The organism is Streptomyces sp. NPDC049597, assembly GCF_040675505.1.
Taxonomy (GTDB): domain Bacteria; phylum Actinomycetota; class Actinomycetes; order Streptomycetales; family Streptomycetaceae; genus Streptomyces.
This window is the reverse complement of record NZ_JBFAOY010000006.1, coordinates 66,125-83,688: the sequence shown is the minus strand read 5'-3', so window position 1 is coordinate 83,688 and position 17,564 is coordinate 66,125. Positions and strand designations below refer to the sequence as shown.

Genomic DNA, 17,564 nt, shown 5'->3' with positions numbered 1-17,564 from the left:
ATCCAACTCAGTCCTCCGGTCCGGCGCCCGCCCCCAGCGGCGGCCGCGGCTGGGGGCGGGCCGCAGTCCCCGGTGCCGCAGCCGAGCGCGTCGGTCGGCCGGGGCACAATCGCGGTATGGACGAGCAGCGCAGTGCCGGGCCCCGCCGTGACCGCGACGCCGAGGGCCGCGCCCGCAGCGCCCGGCCCCGCGACGGTCTCGGGCGCCCCCTCCCGTACGGCGCTCCCGGGGTGGAACGACAGCCCGAGGGCGTGCGGCGCACCGGCCCCGAGACGGTGGCCGAGGCACAACGGCTGCTGGACGCGGGTATGCCGTTCCACGCCCACGAGGTCTTCGAGGACGCCTGGAAGTCGGGCCCCAGTGCCGAACGGGAGCTGTGGCGTGGGCTTGCCCAACTGGCGGTCGGCCTCACGCACGCCGCCCGCGGCAACACCACGGGCGGCGCCCGCCTGCTGCTGCGCGGAGCGGAGCGGATCACGCCGTACCGGGGACCGTACGGGATCGACGTTCCGGGCCTGGCTCGGTGGGCCCGGGAACTGGCGGACGGCCTCACGGCCCCGGTGGACCCGGCGGCCGAGGCCCCGAAACTGACAGGTGGTCCGGCACGGCGAGTATCGGGCCCCGGGACGTGACGTACGGGGCCGGGACGTGGCGTACACAGCAAGGCACGTGACGTACGCGGTCCGGCATGTGGGCGTACGCAGCCCCGGCACGTGACGCGTCCGGTTTGGGCGCGTGAGGTAGTGCGGGCCGGGAGGCGACGGGTCCGGTTTGGGCGCGTGACGTACGAGCGCCGGGACGCGACGAGTCCGGTTGCGCGCGCCCGGGCCGGCGGCAGGAACCTGCCCCCAGGCGCGCCGCCCGGCGCGCGGTGGTGCGTCCGCCCGCATGAATTGACCCGCGCGGCGGCCGTGCGGGGGGCGTCGACCCGGGCGGGACTCCCTCTCGGCCACGGCCAGGACCCAGAGCCCTAGCGGCGCCCGCGGAGCAGGCGCAGCAGCACCGACGCATGGCTGACGTCCGGGTCCTTGGCCGCCGTGAGCAGGGTCAGCGGTCCGCTGGCCGCCAGGGCCCTGAGCCGTTCCAGAGCCTCGGCCGCCCCCGGCTCGGCGAGTTCGTCCTCGTAGCGCCTGCAGAACTCCTCGTACGTCCCCTCCGGGCCGTGGTACCAGCGGCGCAGTTCCGTCGACGGTGTGAGCGCCTTGGGCCATTCGTCGACGCGCGCCTCGGTCTTGGCCAGTCCGCGGGGCCAGAGCCGGTCGACGAGCACGCGCACGCCGTCGTCCGGGTCGGGCGTCTCGTAGACCCGGCGGACCTTCACCCTGTCGGAACGTCGCTGCATTCCCCCAGGGTCGCCGCCCGGCCGCCCGGGAGGCAGCGGAACGCGGCCGTACGGTCTACGCCGGTGCGAGGCCGCGCGGAACAGCGCCGCCTCGACGAAGTCGGCGCGTCCTGGCGTGCGACAGCCGTCCCGGCGCCACAGCCCGCCCGGCGCTCCTCGCCTCAGGCGGGCTCCCCGGCGTGTGTGTCCGGCAGCCGCAGCAGGCACAGCAGGCTCACCGCACAGACCCCGACGAGGTACGCCGCCACCGCCCAGGGCACGCCGTCGCCCGTCGTCTGCGAGAGCCTGCTGTTGATCAGGGGCGTGAGCGCTCCACCGAGCACCGCCCCCAGGTTGTACGAGACCGCCGTCCCCGACGTGCGCAGGCCCGGTGCGAACAGCTCAGGGATGTACGCGCCCTGCACGCCGAGCATGGTGATCAGGGCGAGGAGCATCACCGTCGTGCAGGCCCACAGGGTCGGCAGGCCACCGGTTCCCAGCAGCGCCAGATACGGCACGGTGGTGACGCCCATGGCCAGGCAGCCGACGACGCTCAGGGTGCGCCTGCCGTAGCGGTCGCCGAGCGCGGCGGCGACAGGCGTGGCGGCGGCCATCACGGTCATCGCCGCCATCAGGCACAGCAGCGTCCCGGTGGCGGTGAAGCCCGGGCGGCCCACGAGGTGGGACATCGCCCAGGTGGTGGCCGTGTAGTGCACCGCGTACGTGCACATGACCGCGCCGGCCACGAGCAGGACGCGTGCCCGGTGCCGCCGCAGGACGGTCCGCAGCGGGGAGCGGGCGAGGGCGTCGTCGCGGGCGAGCCCCTGGAAGACCGGCGTCTCGACGATCCTGGACCGCAGCAGGAAGCCGGTCAGGGTGAGGAGCCCCGCGCACCAGAACGGCACGCGCCAGCCCCACGCCAGGAACTGCCCCTCGGGGAGGGCCGCCGAAAGCGCGAGGACGCAGCCGTTGGCGAGCAGGAAGCCGATCGCCGGGCCGGTCTGGGGGTACGAGGCCCACAGTCCGCGGCGGTCGGCCGGCGCGTGCTCGCCGGCGATCAGGACCGCCCCGGTCCACTCGCCGCCGATCCCGAGACCCTGGACGAAGCGGAGGACGACGAGGCAGACGGGCGCGGCGACGCCCAGCTCCCGGTAACCCGGCAGCAGTCCGACGGCGAACGTGGCGAGGCCCGTGACCAGCACCGTGGACTGCAGGACGACGCGCCGGCCCAGCCGGTCGCCGATGTGGCCGAAGAGGACCGAGCCGAGCGGGCGCGCCACGAAGCCGGTGGCGAAGGTCCCGAACGCGGCCAGCGTCGCCGTCGCCGGGGCGAAGCCGGGGAAGAAGACGGGGCCGAACACGATCGCGGCGGCGGTGGCGTAGAGCGCGAAGTCGTAGAACTCGATGACCGTGCCGACGAGTGCCGCGCCCGTGACCCGGTTGACGGATGCCGGTCTTCGTACCGGGCGCTCGGTCGGCTGCCGGATGCTCAAACGTCCTCCTCGGCCGTCCACAGCCGCGCACGCTCCTCGAGCTCGACGGCGGCCTGCACCCTGCGCTGCCGGTACGGGGCCAGCTCGCGCCGCATTCCGGCGACCGCGCGCGTGACACGGGCGGAGCGCACCCCGTCCATCAGCTGCAACGCCTGTTCCCATGTGGCGCACGCCTGTTCCACCAGGCCCTGGCGGCACTGCATCGTCCCGGTGTGCGCGACGCTGAGCGCGGTGATGCGCCGGTGCTCGCTGCCGGAGCGTTTCCCCACGGACCGGCTGAAGTGGTGTTCGGCGACGTCGTAGGAGCCGAGGTGCTCGGCTGCCTTGGCCGTGTGGTTGCCCACGCAGGCGCTCGCCGATCCCCACAGCGCCGCCCAGAACGGCATCTCCCTCTCGTCCGCGCCCCCCACGAGCCGGGCCGCGCGCGCCGCCTCCGCGACGGCCTCCCGGCCCCGGCCGGCCATGGCGAGCGCGCGGGCTCGGGTGGCGACGTACAGGGACTCGGTCGCCGGGTCCGTACGGCCCCGCGCGCGCCGCAGCGCTTCGTCGACGAGGTCGAGCGAGTGCTCCGGGCGGCCCACCTCCATGCCGTGGTGGGCGAGGACGCGCAGGACGAACGCGCCGTGAAGGTCGTCCTCCGCCTCGTGGGTGAGGGCGTACGCCTGGAGGTAGTAGCGCTGGGCGAGTCCCTGTTCACCGGCGTCGTACGCCTTCCAGCCGGCCAGGTAGGCCACGCACGCCCCGGCCGACAGCATCTGCCGCTTGAGTTCCCCGGTCCGGAAGCGGGCGCGGCACAGCGCGGCGACGTCGCTTCTGAGGTACTGCACCAGCGCCGTGCGTCCGTGCTGTCCGCCGAAGCGCTCGTCAACGGCGGTGAACAGCCGGGTCATCTCCCGCACGGCCGCCACCTCCGCCTCTCCGGCGGTGCCGGTGCCGTGCCCTGCGGCTTCCGGCGCCGTGCGGGGTGCGCCCGCTGCCAGGGGGAGGGCAGCGGCGGCGACGCTGTAGGGGACGGTGCGGGACCAGGCGGTGCGGTCGATGTCCGCCGCGGCGAGGGCGTCGAGGACCTCCAGCGGGTCGCGCTGGTCGCCGGGCCGCGGAAGGGGGTCGTCGTCGGCCTCGGGGGAGGTCACCAGGCCGAGCTGGACCGGTGACACGGGCAGCGGCAGCCGCCGCGACAGGGCCTCGGCGATGAGCTGGGCGGTGGCGCGTCCCGGCCGGGTGCCCGCGATCCAGTGGGCGACGGCGGAGGAGTTCGTGCGTGCGGGGATGCCGTTCTCGGCGGCGAGGGCGCGGATCTGGCGGGCGAGGTCGGCGTAGCTGTAGCCGGACTCGCGCACGGCGCGTGCCAGTCGCTCGTTCCTGGGGCGCACACAGCACTCCGTTCTGCTCGGGGTCCGGGTTTAAGCGGTCTAAGCGACCCTGCCGCCGACGGACGCTATCCAGGCGGTGGGCGATCCCGTTGATTCCTCGTCAGAAGACCGCACGCATGGGTGAGGAGCCCGCCAAGTGCCCGCACGCTCGCACGGTTTCCGGGAGGATGAGCCGGATGCGCGCACGGTCGTGGAGCGCGAGCTGGAGTTCGAACTCGTGCTCGGCGCCCGGGCGGCCGCGCCCACGCCGCTGGCGGTACCGAGCCGGCTGGTCTACCGCGTCAGTGATCCGTACGCCGTGCACATCTCCTTCCACATCGACACGCCCGCCCCCGTCAGCTGGACGTTCGGGCGGGACCTGCTCATCGACGGGGTGTACCGGCCGAGCGGCGAGGGGGACGTGCGGATCTGGCCCGCCACCGTCCACGAGGAGCGCAGCGCGATCTGCCTCTGGCTGTCCGCGCCGGACGGGAACGCCGTGCTGCGGGCTCCCGCCATGGCGCTGACGTCCTGGCTGGAGCGGACGATGCGGCTGGTGCCGCCGGGCGACGAGCGGCTGGTCGTCCCGGCAACCCCCTGAACCACCGTGATCGCGGCATTACGTCCACAGGTGAATATTTCGCTCACTTGTCCAAGGACGGCTGCCGTCGGCCGTCCGCGCGGGCATCATTCAGTCCCTGCTCCTTGGTCCTGACGCCTGACTAGCTGCGAACGTCCGGTGAACGGCAGCATGGGAGAGAGGGCGACGCCTGTCCGCGTACGGAGGCGGTACAAACTTTGACAAGGCAAGACTTTGCGTTCTGCGGGGCCGAGCTGGCAGCTGTCTACGTGCTGGCCGAGGAGGACGACGGCCTGCGCCTGGCCGAGGTCGCCGGGGACCGCGGCGGAACGCACGGGCTGCCGGCGCACGTCCCGCTGACCGGCCGCTCCCCGGCGGCGGACGCCTTGCGCACGGGCCGGCCGCTGTGGCTCGGGCCCTCGGACGTCGCCGCGTACGGGGCGGGCGGGGAGGCTCCCCTCCTCCACCTGGGATCGGGCCCCTCTCCGGCCCCGCTGTCTCTGGGGGCCCTGCCGCTCGGCCGCGGCGCCACGGAGCTCGGGTGCCTCGTGGTCGCCGGGGACGTCGGCGGCGGCTTCGACGCCGACAGCCGCACACTGCTGGAGCTCTACGCCGACCAGGTCGCTGCCGGGCTCGAATCGGCCGCGGCCCGCTCCTCCGGCCGCACCCCGCAGCAGCGCTCGCACGGCCCCTCCCTGATGCCGCCGCAGGGCGGCGCGTTCACGCTGACGCTGAGCACGGGCGCGATGGACGCGGATCCCCAGATGCTGGGGCTGCTCGGCATGGCGCCCGAGAGGTTCGACGGCCGGGCGGAGACATTGCTGGCCTGCGCGGTGCCGGACGACGTGCCGGCGCTGATGGACATCGTGGAGCCGGGCCGACTGGCCGAGGCGGGGGGCCAGTTGGCGTTCCGCGTCCGGCGCCCGGGTGGCGAGCTGCGCTGGCTGGGGCTGCGGTGCCGGCTGCGGTTCGGGGCCGACGGAACACCCGAGCGCATACTCGGCGTGGTGGCCGACGCCGCCTACCTGCGGCCCACGGCCGACGAGGTGGCCGTCGTGCAGGAGCTGTCCGCGAAGCTGGCGGGAGCCACGACGGTACGGGAGGTCAGCCGGCTCGTGGTCTCGGCGCTGAGCGGCCCGCTGCGCGCTGACCGGATCGCCGTGGCGGAGCTGCAGGGCGACCGGCTCTTCGTCACCGTCCTCGACCCGCCGGACCACCACGCCTGGCCGCAGGTGTGGCAGTCCGAATGGCGCTCCGAGTGGCCGGACGCGTCGTGCCACGCCCTGCCCACCCTGCAGAACGCGCTGCGCGACGGGCATGTGAGCCTGTGGACGTCCGGCACCGGTCTGGAGCCCGGTCTGGCCGGGATCGGTCCGGGCGGTCTGGCGGTGCTGCCGCTCCCCGCGGACGGGCGCATGGTCGGGGTCTGCCTGGTGGGGTGGGACGCGCCGCACCGGTTCGGCCCGGAGGAGCGGTCGCTGCTGACCGCGGTCGCGGGCCTGGTGGGCCAGGCCCTGACCCGGGCGCACGCCCTGGACGCGGGTCACGAGCTCGCGACGACGCTCCAGCGCAGTCTGCTGCCGCGGAAGCTCCCGGCACTGGCCGGCGGGGTCGCCGTCGCCCGCTACCTCCCCGCCACGGTCGGCCTCGAGGTGGGTGGCGACTGGTACGACGTGATCCCGCTGAGCGACGAGCACGTGGCCCTGGTCATCGGCGACGTCCAGGGCCACAGCGCCGGCGCCGCGACGATCATGGGCCAGATGCGCACGGCCGTGCGCGCGTACGCGGTGGAGGGACATCCGCCCGACGTGGTGCTGGCCCGTGCCAATCGGCTGCTCGTGGGCATGGAGACGGACCTGTTCGCCACCTGCCTCTACGCGGACCTGGACATGGAGGAGGGCATCGCCCGGTTCGCTCGGGCGGGGCACCTGCCGCCCGTGCTGCGCCACCCCGACGGGACGACCCAGGAGCTCGCGGTCGAGGGAGGGCCGCCGCTCGGGGTGCTGGCGGACTCCGAATTCCCCATGACCGAGGCGGGATTGGCCCCGGGGACGCTGGTGACGATGCTGACGGACGGACTCGTCGAGTCGGCGCATCTCGCACTCGAGGACGGCATGCTGCGGTTGCGCGAGGTCCTCGCGGACGCCGACCTCGCCGACACGGGGCGGGTCGCGGACCGGCTGCTCGGCAGTGCCGACGGCCGCGACGACGATGTTGCCGTGCTGTTGCTGCGCTACGACGGCACCCGCGCCCGGCCCCGGCGGACCCACTGGACGGTGTGGCGACTGCCGGACGCGGTGATGCACGCACGCCGCTTCACGGCACGGACGCTGAGGTCGTGGGGTGTGCGGGACGAGGTGGACGTGGCGCTGCTGGTGGTGTCCGAGCTGGTCACCAACGCGATCGCGCACACCAGGGGCGAGGTGCGGCTCAGTCTGACGCTCTCGGCGGAGCGGCTGCGCATCGGGGTGAACGACGCGTCGCCGCGCAGTCCGGTCAAGCCGGCCAACGTCGACTGGGAGGCCACCGGCGGCCGCGGCCTGCTCATCGTCGAGGCGATCTCGGCGGCCTGGGGCTCCGTACCGCTCAGCGGCGGCAAGCAGGTCTGGGCGGACATCGCGGTGACGCCGGCCGACGTCTGAGGGCGGCACGCGGGGACAGAAGGCGCCCGGCCCGGCGAACTCGAGGCCGATGTACTCCAACCCGCCGCGGGTGTGGGCCCGCATCGCCGACCTCGTCTCACGCGCCGACGTGGGCTCCTGACGAGGGCGAGCGGGGGCCGGGTGCGTGGCACCGGCTCTTCTGAGTCACTGTCAGGGCGGTGCGGTCACGGCGGAGAAACCGCCCACCGGTGGGCGCGGGGATGACGAACAGGAGGGAGGTGAGGCCCGCCGCCCAAGATCACGCCCGGCCCTTGACGGTGTGCGCCCACACGGAGCAGCATGGGACATATGCGTACGAAATAAGTATAAATCGCCCGCGTGGGACGTATAGGCATGGAGGTCCCTGCTCATGGACCGCGCTGGTGGACACCGATACTCCTGTACGCCGTCCTCGGCCTCGTGGCGATGCTGTTGCCCTGGCGCCCACTGTGACGCGGTGGTGGAACGGACTGTTCCAGCCCAAGCCGAAGGGTGCTGACGCCCTCATCGAACTCCTCGCCGTCTCCTGGTGGTTGGCGTTCGGCAGCGGGCCGGACTTCCTGCCCAACGGCGGCGAACCGTCGAAGGCCGAGGCGCAGTTCACGTGCGCCGTCCGGCTGGACCGGCCAACGGGCCAGCCCTGTCACGAGCTTGTCCTGCTGTAGGGAGGGCTCCTCACGGCATCGGTCCAGGACTCCGGCCTCCTGGACAGCCGGCCCGACCGTCCGGACGCGATCCGTACGCCGGACACGCACGGTTCCTCCCTGCTCTCGACGACTCGAAGCCGCCACGGCACACGACATGAACAGAGCAAGGTTTGGCAGGACGAGGAGAATGCCATGGCCATCGAGAAACTGGCGCCGCCGCTCGCCGCGGCGTACGAGCGCTACCTGGAGGAGGGACGCAGGCGCGGCCCGCTGCGGAGGCCGGCGAGGATCATGGGGCTCGTCTCCGTCGAACAGTCCGCCAAGCCGGTGCGCGTCGTCGTCTCGCTGGAGTGCGACCCCGACGTGCGGCCGGCGGGGGAGTGGGGCGACGAGGCGGAGGTCAACGAGGGTGGCCGCCGGATCCGGACGGCGATCGTGCCGCTCGACGCCGTCGAGCGGCTGTCCGAACAGCCCGGCGTACGCCGTGTGGTGCCTGCCTCGCAACTGCGCCCGTCCCTCGATCTCGCGCAGGGAAAGGCCGGCGTGCCGGCGTTCCGCAACCGTACCGGGCGCACCGGCGCCGACGTCCTCGTCGGCGTGGTGGACACGGGTGTCGACTCGGCGCATCCCGAGTTCGCCGGGCGCATCGAACGAGTCTGGGACCAGACGCTGAGCGGCGGCAGCGGCGTGCCCGAGGGCCGCTACGGCGCGGAGTTCACCGGCGCCGAGCTGGGCGCGGGTTCGCTGTCCCGCGACACGGACGGACACGGCACGCACGTCGCGGGGATCGCGGCGGGCACCGAAGGCGTCGCCCCGCAGGCACGGATCGTCGCGGTGAAGACCGACTTCCAGGACGCGCACATCATCGACGGCATCCAGTACGTCTTCCGGCTGGCGAACGAGCTGCACCTGCCGGCGGTGGTGAACCTCAGCCTCGGCGGCCACTTCGACCCGCACGACGGAACGGACGTGATGTCCCTGGCCATCGAGGAGGAGTCCGGGCCCGGCCGCATCGTCTGCTGCGCCGCGGGCAACGAGGGCGACGACGACATCCACGCACGCATGAGGGTCGCGAACGGCGGCCGCCGTTCCGTCCCCTGCCACCCCGGCAGGATCGACGGCGTCCCCTCCCTCTTCTGGCTGAACGGCTGGTACCCCGGCGGGGATCGGCTGGACGTCGCCATGGTGTCACCTGCGGGCGACAGCACCCCGTTCCAGCCGGTCACGACCCTGGGATCGCCGGTGCACACCTTCGAACTGGCCGGCGGCACCGTGCAGATCGTCACGCCCGGCGCCGACCCGGCCAACGGAGACCACAACTTCTTCGTGGCCGTGGAACCGGCCGTGCCTGCCTCGGCCCTCTCCTCGGCCGCCTGGCGGCTGGTGCTGCGCGGCGCGAACGTGACCGGCGAGCACTGCACGGCCGACGTGTGGATCCTCGGCCGGGCGGAGGCGACCCCCCAGCCGCAGTTCAGCGGCCCGTCCGTGCACGACGCGCTCAAGGTGGGCTCCCCGGGCGCGGCCACGTCGGCGATCACCGTCGCGGCCTCCACGACCCGCACGGAATGGCAGGACATCGACGGCATCACCCGTCACGCGACCTGGCTGGAGCCGAACGACATCGCGAGCTTCAGCAGTGAGGGCCCGCGCCGCGACGAGGCGCACAAGCCGGACGTCACCGCACCGGGCGCGATGATCGTGTCCGCCCTGTCGCGGGACGCCGTGGAGCTGCGCAGAGCCTTCATGATCGACAACCGTCATGTCGCGTTCCAGGGAACGAGCATGGCGTGCCCGTTCATCGCCGGTGTCGTCGCGCTGCTGCTCCAGGGCGATCCCGGCGCGGACCCGGCGAAGGTCCTCTCCGCCCTGACCGCCGCCGCGGCGATCCCCGGCGGGACTCCGGGCGCGTTCGACCCCAAGTGGGGTCACGGACTGGTCGACGCGAGCCGCCTCTGAGTCGTTCGCAGCCACTCCGGGACACCCCTCTGTGACAATCGAGGACGTGGACTACGGAAAGCTCGACGTCTCGCTCGCAGCCGCCGTGGACACCGCGAGCGGTGATCCGGACGCCCGGAACCTCCTGGTGACCGTTCACCTGCACGCGGTGCCCACGGCGGCGCAGCGGGGAGTCCTGCGCGACGCGGGCGTCGAGGTCCCAGCCCCGGACCGCACGGTGGCGACCGGCACGGTCTCCCGCCGAGGCGTCGAGACCCTCTCCCACGAACCGTGGGTGCGGTCCCTGGCCCTGTCGTCGACGCGTCGCCCTCTGACCGGGCCGTGACCGCGACCGGCCCGCCGCTGGTCAGTGCCCCGCGACGCCGTCAGGCCCTGACGCCGGGGCGCCCGCCGTCAGGGCGCCCGGGGCGGCGATGCGCCGGGCGGGGCCGGACCGGGAAGCGGGCGGCGATCCAGGGGCAGGGCCCGGGCCTCCTCCGGACGGGGACGGACGACGTCCACGGTGTCGGCGGGCACGACTGGCACCGCAGGGATTCCCGTCTGGCACCGCAGGAATTCCCGTCGGGCATGGCGGGCATCGACCCCCGACTCCTTACGGAACACGGACGTCGGCCGTCCGGCGTGATCCGGCAGAGGACACCGCGAGGCAGCTGGTGCAACGCTGGACCCATGAGTACGCGAACGCCGCCCGCCCGGATCCTCGTGGTCGACGACGATCCGACCGTCGCCGAGGTCGTCACCGGCTACCTGCACCGGGCCGGCCACAGCGTCGACCACGCGGCCGACGGCCCCACCGCCCTCGACCGTGCGGCCCGCCAACCTCACGACCTGGTCGTCCTCGACCTCATGCTGCCCGGCATCGACGGACTGGAGGTGTGCCGCCGCCTGCGCGCCGACCGTCCCGTTCCGGTGATCATGCTGACGGCCCGCGGAGACGAGGACGACCGGATCGCGGGCCTGGAACTGGGCGCGGACGACTACGTCACCAAGCCCTTCAGCCCGCGGGAACTGGTCCTGCGGGTCGAGTCCGTGCTGCGGCGCAGCCGCACCGGAACCCCCGCAGGCGGCGGGCAGCCGGTGCCGCGCAGGGCCGGGATCCAGCTGGACCCGCAGACCCGGCGCGCCACCAAGGACGGGCAGCCGCTCACCCTGACCCTGCGGGAGTTCGATCTGCTCGCGCACTTCCTCACCCACCCGGGGCGGGCGCACAGCCGCGAGGAGCTGATGCGGGACGTGTGGGGCTGGGACTTCGGCGACCTGTCCACGGTCACGGTGCACGTGCGCCGCCTGCGCGCCAAGATCGAGGACGACCCGGCCGCGCCCCGGCTGATCCAGACCGTGTGGGGCGTCGGCTACCGCTTCGAGCCGACGCAGGAGGGGAAGCCGTGAACGACATCCTGCTGATCGCCCTCTTCGCCTTCGGCGGTGCGGCCTGCGCGGGTGCGCTCGGAGCCCTGGCGCTGCGCCTGCTCCGGTACCGGTCGGTCACCGTGTCCCTGGCCGTGGTCGCGGCGGTCACCGTCACCGCCATGCTCGCCGGCACCCTCGCCGTGGCCTGGGCGATGTTCCTGTCCCCGCACGACCTGACCGTCGTCACTCTCGTCGCCGCCATGGCAGCCACCGTCTCCCTGGCCACCGCACTGCTGCTGGGCCGCTGGGTGGTGGCTCGCAGCCGGGACCTCGCGCGCGCTGCACGGGACTTCGGCAACGGAGGCAGTTTCGCCGCCCCACAGGCCCGCGCCACGGCCGAACTGTCCGACCTCACCCGCGAGCTGGCGGCCACGAGCGCCAAGCTCGCGGCCTCCCGGGAACGCGAACGCGCACTGGAGACCTCTCGCCGTGAACTCGTCGCCTGGATCTCCCACGATCTGCGCACCCCGCTCGCCGGACTGCGCGCCATGGCCGAGGCCCTGGAGGACGGAGTGGCGACCGACCCCGCCCGCTACCACCGGCGGATCCGCACCGAGGTCGAACGCCTCGACATCATGGTCGGCGACCTCTTCGAGCTTTCGCGTATCCATGCCGGCGCCCTGGAGCTGACCCCCAGCCGCGTCTCCCTGCGGGATCTGGCCGCCGACGCCCTCCTCGGCGTCGACCCGCTGGCCAGGGAACGCGGCGTACGGCTGCTCGGCGAGGACATCGCCCACGTGCCGGTCGACGTGGACGGCAAGGAGATGACCCGGGTCCTCGCCAACCTCCTCGTCAACGCCATCCGCCACACCCCGGCCGACGGCACCGTGGCCGTGGCCGTCGACCGGCGCGAGGACACGGCCGTGCTGTCCGTCACCGACGGCTGCGGCGGCATCGCCGAGGAGGACCTGACGCGCGTGTTCGACACGGGCTGGCGGGGCAGCAGCGCGCGGACGCCCCCGGCCGGCGCCGGACTCGGGCTCGCGATCGTTCGCGGCATCGTCGAAGCCCACGCGGGACAGGCCGAGGTCCGCAACGTGGCCGGCGGCTGCCGCTTCGAGGTGACCCTGCCACTGGCCCGCGCCGGCGTGTGACAACCGGGACAACCGGGACGAGTCCGCGGTGATGTGCCTGACGTCGCCGATCCGGAACTCGCCGGTCACCGCACCGCCTGCGACGCGCCGCGGATGTCAGCCGCGCCGGATCAGGGGGCCGTCAGCCGGGCCGCGCCGAAGGAGACGTCGAAGCGGTCGCACCAGATGGCGACGCTGGTGTACTCGGACAGCTTCAGGTCCGCCGGGATCGGGTAGTTCTGGTCGCCCTTGTTGCCCTTGAGGTCGCCCAGGCTGACGTACTTGCCGTCGTCGAAGACGTGCCAGCCCGCCCGGCCTTCCTTCACCGGGGCATCGGTCAGCCACACCTTCAGATCCGGCCCGTTGCTGGTCTCCAGCCCCTCCAGCCGCAGGGTGCGCGAGCCGTCCGGCAGCCGGACGATCTTCGCGGTGCCGGTGGTGGTGTGCTCGTGGCTGACCAGGTCTCCCCGGGCAAGGGTCCGAGGGGCCGGCGGCGTCGCGGTGGCGGGGGCCGACGCACTCGGCGTCGCGCTGGGGAGGGACTCGCGGACCGTCTGGTCCTGCCACAGCTTCCACGGCTCGAACCAGTACAGCCCTGCGGCCACCACCACGAGCACCACCGCCACTGCCGCGATCACCCACGGCCGACGCCGTCCGCGTTCACGTTCCACCGTGTCCTCCTGCCTCGTCGTTCACTACGCATTCAACGTCATCGGGAGCACGCGGCCCAGGGAGGTGCCCATGACGGAAGTCTTACGGCGGGTGCCCTGGCCGCGACCGCCGCGACGGGCTGGCGCAGACGCCGCACCGGTGTTCCCGTGTTCTGTGCGAGGCCGTACGGAGCATGATCACCCCTGCGGCGGGCGGAGCCGCGCCTCCAGGTCGCGCAGATCCCTGACCAGCGAGGCGCGGACCTTGCGCCCCATCAACGGCGCGGCCAGACGGTAGTAGCCGGAGGCGTCCCCCCGGACGCGGATGCGCGCGAGAGTGCCTTCCGGACGCGGATCGAACGTATAGGTGACGTGCATCGGCATGGGACCCGCGACGGACACCATGTCGAGCAGCCCGGACGGCTCGTAGCCGGCCACGCGCAGCACGTAGTCGATGCGCTTGCCCAGAAAGTACGCGGTCCGCGTCACCTCGGCCCCGACGCCGAAGCCGCCCGTGTCGGCCTCGCGGGTCAGCGTCGCCCGACGGATGCCCTGGGTCCACTCGGCATCGTGCCGCCAGTCCATGGCGTAGGCCGCCACTTGCTCGCACGGCAGGGGGATCACTCGCTCCGCGCTCTCGTCGATCCGCATGCCGCCCGCCGTCCTCCGGTCCCGCCCCCCGCTCGTCTCCATACAGGCACCAGACCCGCCCCCGGGCAAGCGGACGATCAACCAGCAGGCCCCCTCCGCAGCCCGGCGGCCGCGCTGTCGCTGAGCGTGCCGACACGAAGCAGGCTCGGCGGCGGCCCGGCGCGTGCGACCACCGCACCCCCGGACGCACGAAAGGCCGTCCTCTCGATCACGAGAGAACGGCCTCCGACCTGCGTTTCCGCACAGTCGGGACGACAGGATTTGAACCTGCGACCCCTTGACCCCCAGTCAAGTGCGCTACCAAGCTGCGCCACGTCCCGGTGCCCGTGTGACCTGGGGTTTCCCCCGGCCCAACGCGCATGAGAACAATACCGCACTCGACCCGGTGGTCACGAACCGGTATTGCGCCACCCCGCGCCGAGGGCGTGCTTGACCTCGACCAAACTTGAGGTTGCACGGTGGGGTCATGACGACGACGCAGAGCACGCAGTCAGCCGGATTCGGCGATCTCACCCGGCTCATGGCCCTGATGACCGGCGACGAGAAGCACGGCCCCGCCGCGACCTCCACCCTCGACGCGCTGTGGATCCTGTACGACCGCGTGCTCCGGGTGACCCCCAAGACCGCCGACGCCCCCGGGCGGGACCGCTTCCTGCTCTCGAAGGGGCACGGCCCGATGGCGTACTACGCCGTTCTCGCGGCCAAGGGCTTCTTCCCCGAGGAGTGGCTGCCGGGCTTCGGCTCGTACGACTCCCCGCTCGGGCACCACCCGGACCGCATGCTCGTCCCGGGCGCCGAGATCGGCAGCGGCTCGCTGGGACACGGGCTCCCGATCGCCGTCGGGACCGTGCTCGGGCTGCGGGCACAGGGCCTGACCGACCCGCGGGTGTGGGTGCTGATCGGTGACGCCGAACTCGACGAGGGCAGCAACCACGAGGCGATCGCCTACGCCGGACCGGCCGGCCTGGAGCAGCTGCACACGCTGGTGATCGACAACTCCTCCGCGACGTACGGCTGGCCGGGCGGCATCGCCTCCCGCTTCGAGGCGGCCGGGTGGTCGGCCGAGACGGTCGACGGCCGCGACCACGAGGCGCTGTACGCGGCGTTCACCGCGCCGCACCCCGGACGGCCGAGGGCGGTCGTCGCCCGGGTCGAGCCCAAGAACGCGTGATCACGCGGCGCGCCTGCGGCGACCCGCGGTCCTTCCACCACTGCCACGAGGGGAACCACGAACGATGGACACCATGCGCGACCGCTTCATCTCCACCACGACGCGACTGCTGGACGAGGATCCACGGCTCGCGCTGGTCCTCGCCGAGATCAGCCGGGACGGCTTCGACGCCGCCCAGCGGCGGCACCCGGACCGCGTGATCAACGTGGGCATCCGCGAGCAGCTCCTCATCGGCACCGGCGGCGGCATCGCGCTCACCGGGATGCGGCCGATCATGCACACGTTCGCGAGTTTCCTGGTCGAGCGGCCCTTCGAGCAGGTGAAGCTGGACTTCGGTCACCAGGGGACGGGCGGGGTGCTGGTCAGCGCGGGCGCCTCGTACGACTGGCCGGCCGGCGGCTTCACGCACATGTCGCCGGGCGATGTCGCCCTTCTGGACACGCTGGACGGCTGGACGGTGCACGTACCCGGCCACCCCGACGAGGCGGAGTCCCTGCTGCGCGAGGCCGTGCGAGGGGACGCCCGGGTGTACGTCCGTCTGTCGAACCAGTCCAACGCGGCGCCCCGTCCGGTGACGGGGGCCGGTTTCCTGACCGTACGGGAGGGCCGGGGCGGCGTCGTGATCGCCGTGGGCCCGATGCTCGACAACGTCCTGGCGGCGACGGAGGGCCTCGATGTGACCGTTCTCTACGCCACGACGGTGCGCCCCTTCGACGCGGCGGCGCTGCGGGCGGCGGCCGGGGCCCAGCGGGCCGCCGACATCGTGATCGTCGAGCCGTACCTCGCCGGCACGTCCACGACCCGGGCCACCGAAGCCCTGTCCGAGGTGCCCCACCGCGTGCTCGGCCTCGGCGTCGCACGCCGCGAGCTGCGCAGGTACGGCACGATCGACGAGCACCTGACGGCCCACGGCCTTGACGCGGCGGGCCTGCGGGAACGGATCACGTCCTTCCTCGCGCGCTGACTCCCACTCACACCGCCCGACGGCCCCGGCCCCGCCCGGGACAGGGCCGCCGGGCGCCACACACCTCCGCTCGGGAGGGGTGCTTCGTCAATCCGTCCCGGACTGCGTGCGGCGGGCGTAGGCGCGGGCGGCGCGGGCGCGGTCGCCGCAGCGGGTCGAGCACCAGTGACGGCGTCCGTGGCGGAGCAGGTAGCGGTTGCAGGGGGTCGACCCGCAGGGGGTGAGCCGTTCCGCGTCGGGGCCGGTGAGGAGGTCGGCGGCGTCGGCGGCGAGGGTCGCCAGAGCGTGGTCGACGATCTCGCTGGTGGGATGCGGAGTCGCCCGGTAGGGCCCGTTCTTGTCGTCCCACTGCAGCAGGGGAGCCGTGGGGACACGGGTCATCGCGTCATTGACGGCGGCGACAGCGGCCGGGAGTGCGGGAAGCCCTGCGGTACGGGAGGCGAGCAGCCCCCTGATCTGTTCGCGCAGCGCGCGCAGTTGTGTCGCGCACATCTCCCGCATGCCGATGTCGACCGGGGCGAGGCCGCGTTCCGTCAGCCATTCGTTCGCCGACGCGGGGTCCCCGAGGAGATCCCTCACATGCCCCCCGGGCAGCGCGATCGCGCTGTTGGCGAGGGCGAGGGAGGGGTACTGCTCCTCGCCCGGCGCAGGCGGGAGGGCGGAGTCTGCCATCACGGCTTCCTTCTCGGTTCTCACGGTACGGCTTGCTTGCATCCGTGAGGAAGGCGTACGGTCTCCTCACGGTCAACTCTCATTCTATCCGTGAGGTGCTTCCCTGTGTCTTCTCTGCCCGCGACGGCTGTGCAGTTCCCGGTCCGCGTCTTCGGCGGCCCGACCGCTCTCTTCGAGTACGGCGGTCTGCGCTTCCTGACCGACCCGACCTTCGACGGCCCCGGCGACTACCCCGCGCCCGCCCGTCCGACCCTGACCAAGACCGCGCCCTCCCTCGGCACCCCCGCCGACCTCGGCCCTGTCGACGTGGTCCTGCTCTCCCACGACGAGCACGCCGACAACCTCGACAACACCGGCCGAGCCCTGCTCGCCGACGTGCCTCTCACCCTCACCACCCCCGGCGGCGGACAGCGCCTCGGGGGGAAGGCCAGGGGACTGGCGGACTGGGAGTCCGTCGAGCTGGAGCGTCCCGGCGGCGGCACGATCACCGTGACCGGCGTCCCCGCGATCCACGGCCCCGGCCCACGCGAGGCGGTCGAACCGCTCACCGGCCAGGTCGTCGGCTTCGTGCTCACCGGAGAGGGCCTGCCCACCGTCTATGTCAGCGGCGACAACGCGTCCCTGGACATGGTCAAGGAGATCGCCGCGCGCTTCGCCCCCGTGGACACCGCCCTTCTGTTCGCCGGTGCTCCCCGCTTTGCCGTGGTCTTCGACAGTGAACTGCTCGTCCTGGACAGCGCCCAGGCCGCCGAGGCCGCCGGAATTCTCGGTGCCCGCCGGGTCGTTCCCGTCCACTACGACAGCTGGGCCCACTTCACCGAGGGCCGCGACGAGCTGGCGGCCGCCTTCACCGCTGCCGGCCTGGCCGACCGCCTGGACTGGGGCCACCAGGGCTGAGCCGAGCGGGACCGGCGTCGTTCGACGGCAGCTCGCCCTCCCGGCGGCTGTGCCTCTGCCGCCAATACGCCCCAGGGGACCCGGC

General features: G+C 73.2%; 17 protein-coding genes and 1 tRNA gene. 11 read left to right on the top strand and 7 right to left on the bottom strand.

Going from position 1 to position 17,564, the window contains the following annotated elements:
- Window positions 1–116: 116 nt before the first annotated feature.
- Window positions 117–632: a DUF309 domain-containing protein gene (locus AB0K02_RS09820; RefSeq protein WP_365991839.1), complete on the top strand. Its 516-nt coding sequence runs from the start codon at window positions 117–119 to the stop codon at window positions 630–632.
- Window positions 633–970: 338 nt separating this feature from the next.
- Here AB0K02_RS09820 and AB0K02_RS09815 read toward each other — a convergent pair whose 3' ends face one another.
- The 3 genes from AB0K02_RS09815 to AB0K02_RS09805 all read right to left on the bottom strand — a co-directional run bounded on the left by AB0K02_RS09815 (window position 971) and on the right by AB0K02_RS09805 (window position 4,187).
- Entirely contained in the window at window positions 971–1,342 is a 372-nt protein-coding gene (locus AB0K02_RS09815; RefSeq protein ID WP_365991838.1) for a DUF488 family protein, read from the bottom strand.
- 161 nt (window positions 1,343–1,503) lie between these two features.
- Window positions 1,504–2,814 (bottom strand): MFS transporter, encoded by a 1,311-nt coding sequence (locus AB0K02_RS09810; RefSeq protein ID WP_365991837.1) that lies wholly within the window; start codon window positions 2,812–2,814, stop codon window positions 1,504–1,506.
- Window positions 2,811–4,187: a hypothetical protein gene (locus AB0K02_RS09805; RefSeq protein WP_365991836.1), complete on the bottom strand. Its 1,377-nt coding sequence runs from the start codon at window positions 4,185–4,187 to the stop codon at window positions 2,811–2,813. Before AB0K02_RS09805 ends, AB0K02_RS09810 begins: the two co-directional genes overlap by 4 nt.
- Window positions 4,188–4,323: 136 nt before the next feature.
- On the opposite strand from AB0K02_RS09805, the gene AB0K02_RS09800 reads away from it, so the two are divergent.
- The 7 genes from AB0K02_RS09800 (at window position 4,324) to AB0K02_RS09770 (ending at window position 12,495) form a co-directional block, all read left to right on the top strand.
- Window positions 4,324–4,767, top strand: coding sequence for an SsgA family sporulation/cell division regulator (locus tag AB0K02_RS09800; RefSeq protein ID WP_365991835.1), 444 nt, complete (start codon window positions 4,324–4,326; stop codon window positions 4,765–4,767).
- 197 nt (window positions 4,768–4,964) lie between these two features.
- Window positions 4,965–7,388, top strand: a complete 2,424-nt coding sequence (locus AB0K02_RS09795) for a SpoIIE family protein phosphatase (RefSeq protein WP_365991834.1) — start codon at window positions 4,965–4,967, stop codon at window positions 7,386–7,388.
- A gap of 449 nt (window positions 7,389–7,837) precedes the next feature.
- Window positions 7,838–8,053 (top strand): hypothetical protein, encoded by a 216-nt coding sequence (locus AB0K02_RS09790; RefSeq protein WP_365991833.1) that lies wholly within the window; start codon window positions 7,838–7,840, stop codon window positions 8,051–8,053.
- A gap of 174 nt (window positions 8,054–8,227) precedes the next feature.
- Entirely contained in the window at window positions 8,228–9,991 is a 1,764-nt protein-coding gene (locus AB0K02_RS09785) for a S8 family serine peptidase (protein ID WP_365991831.1), read from the top strand.
- A gap of 46 nt (window positions 9,992–10,037) precedes the next feature.
- Window positions 10,038–10,316, top strand: a complete 279-nt coding sequence (locus AB0K02_RS09780) for a hypothetical protein (protein ID WP_365991830.1) — start codon at window positions 10,038–10,040, stop codon at window positions 10,314–10,316.
- 344 nt (window positions 10,317–10,660) lie between these two features.
- On the top strand, window positions 10,661–11,380 hold the full coding sequence (locus AB0K02_RS09775; protein WP_365991828.1) for a response regulator transcription factor: 720 nt from the start codon (window positions 10,661–10,663) through the stop codon (window positions 11,378–11,380).
- Window positions 11,377–12,495 carry a HAMP domain-containing sensor histidine kinase gene (locus AB0K02_RS09770; RefSeq protein ID WP_365991827.1) on the top strand — a complete coding sequence of 373 codons (1,119 nt, stop codon included), beginning with the start codon at window positions 11,377–11,379 and terminating at the stop codon, window positions 12,493–12,495. The genes AB0K02_RS09775 and AB0K02_RS09770 overlap by 4 nt, the downstream gene beginning before the upstream one ends.
- A gap of 110 nt (window positions 12,496–12,605) precedes the next feature.
- Here AB0K02_RS09770 and AB0K02_RS09765 read toward each other — a convergent pair whose 3' ends face one another.
- From AB0K02_RS09765 to AB0K02_RS09755, 3 genes are all read right to left on the bottom strand, one after another.
- A complete protein-coding gene (locus AB0K02_RS09765) occupies window positions 12,606–13,145 on the bottom strand; it encodes a DM13 domain-containing protein (protein ID WP_365991826.1) in 540 nt (179 codons plus the stop codon).
- Between the two features lie 177 nt (window positions 13,146–13,322).
- Window positions 13,323–13,775 (bottom strand): SRPBCC family protein, encoded by a 453-nt coding sequence (locus AB0K02_RS09760; RefSeq protein WP_365991825.1) that lies wholly within the window; start codon window positions 13,773–13,775, stop codon window positions 13,323–13,325.
- A gap of 246 nt (window positions 13,776–14,021) precedes the next feature.
- A tRNA-Pro gene (locus AB0K02_RS09755) sits at window positions 14,022–14,095 on the bottom strand.
- A gap of 146 nt (window positions 14,096–14,241) precedes the next feature.
- Here AB0K02_RS09755 and AB0K02_RS09750 point away from each other — a divergent pair.
- Together AB0K02_RS09750 and AB0K02_RS09745 are read left to right on the top strand one after the other, a co-directional pair.
- The gene (locus AB0K02_RS09750) at window positions 14,242–14,946 is read left to right on the top strand and encodes a transketolase (protein WP_365991824.1); all 705 of its coding nucleotides are present in this window, start codon (window positions 14,242–14,244) and stop codon (window positions 14,944–14,946) included.
- A 64-nt stretch (window positions 14,947–15,010) separates the two neighbouring features.
- On the top strand, window positions 15,011–15,910 hold the full coding sequence (locus tag AB0K02_RS09745; protein ID WP_365991823.1) for a transketolase: 900 nt from the start codon (window positions 15,011–15,013) through the stop codon (window positions 15,908–15,910).
- 87 nt (window positions 15,911–15,997) lie between these two features.
- Here the strand turns inward: AB0K02_RS09745 and AB0K02_RS09740 are convergent, their stop codons facing one another.
- A complete protein-coding gene (locus AB0K02_RS09740; RefSeq protein ID WP_365991822.1) occupies window positions 15,998–16,582 on the bottom strand; it encodes an ABATE domain-containing protein in 585 nt (194 codons plus the stop codon).
- Between the two features lie 105 nt (window positions 16,583–16,687).
- On the opposite strand from AB0K02_RS09740, the gene AB0K02_RS09735 reads away from it, so the two are divergent.
- The gene (locus tag AB0K02_RS09735; protein WP_365991821.1) at window positions 16,688–17,479 is read left to right on the top strand and encodes an MBL fold metallo-hydrolase; all 792 of its coding nucleotides are present in this window, start codon (window positions 16,688–16,690) and stop codon (window positions 17,477–17,479) included.
- Window positions 17,480–17,564 lie beyond the last annotated feature (85 nt).

What these genes read in the sequence shown, in the direction of transcription:
- AB0K02_RS09740 (WP_365991822.1), bottom strand. Translation starts at nt 16,582, where the DNA reads ATGGCAGACTCCGCCCTCCCGCCTGCGCCGGGCGAGGAGCAGTACCCC.
- AB0K02_RS09760 (WP_365991825.1), bottom strand. Translation starts at nt 13,775, where the DNA reads ATGCGGATCGACGAGAGCGCGGAGCGAGTGATCCCCCTGCCGTGCGAG.
- AB0K02_RS09815 (WP_365991838.1), bottom strand. Translation starts at nt 1,342, where the DNA reads ATGCAGCGACGTTCCGACAGGGTGAAGGTCCGCCGGGTCTACGAGACG.
- AB0K02_RS09745 (WP_365991823.1), top strand. Translation starts at nt 15,011, where the DNA reads ATGGACACCATGCGCGACCGCTTCATCTCCACCACGACGCGACTGCTG.
- AB0K02_RS09775 (WP_365991828.1), top strand. Translation starts at nt 10,661, where the DNA reads ATGAGTACGCGAACGCCGCCCGCCCGGATCCTCGTGGTCGACGACGAT.
- AB0K02_RS09820 (WP_365991839.1), top strand. Translation starts at nt 117, where the DNA reads ATGGACGAGCAGCGCAGTGCCGGGCCCCGCCGTGACCGCGACGCCGAG.
- AB0K02_RS09750 (WP_365991824.1), top strand. Translation starts at nt 14,242, where the DNA reads ATGACGACGACGCAGAGCACGCAGTCAGCCGGATTCGGCGATCTCACC.
- AB0K02_RS09785 (WP_365991831.1), top strand. Translation starts at nt 8,228, where the DNA reads ATGGCCATCGAGAAACTGGCGCCGCCGCTCGCCGCGGCGTACGAGCGC.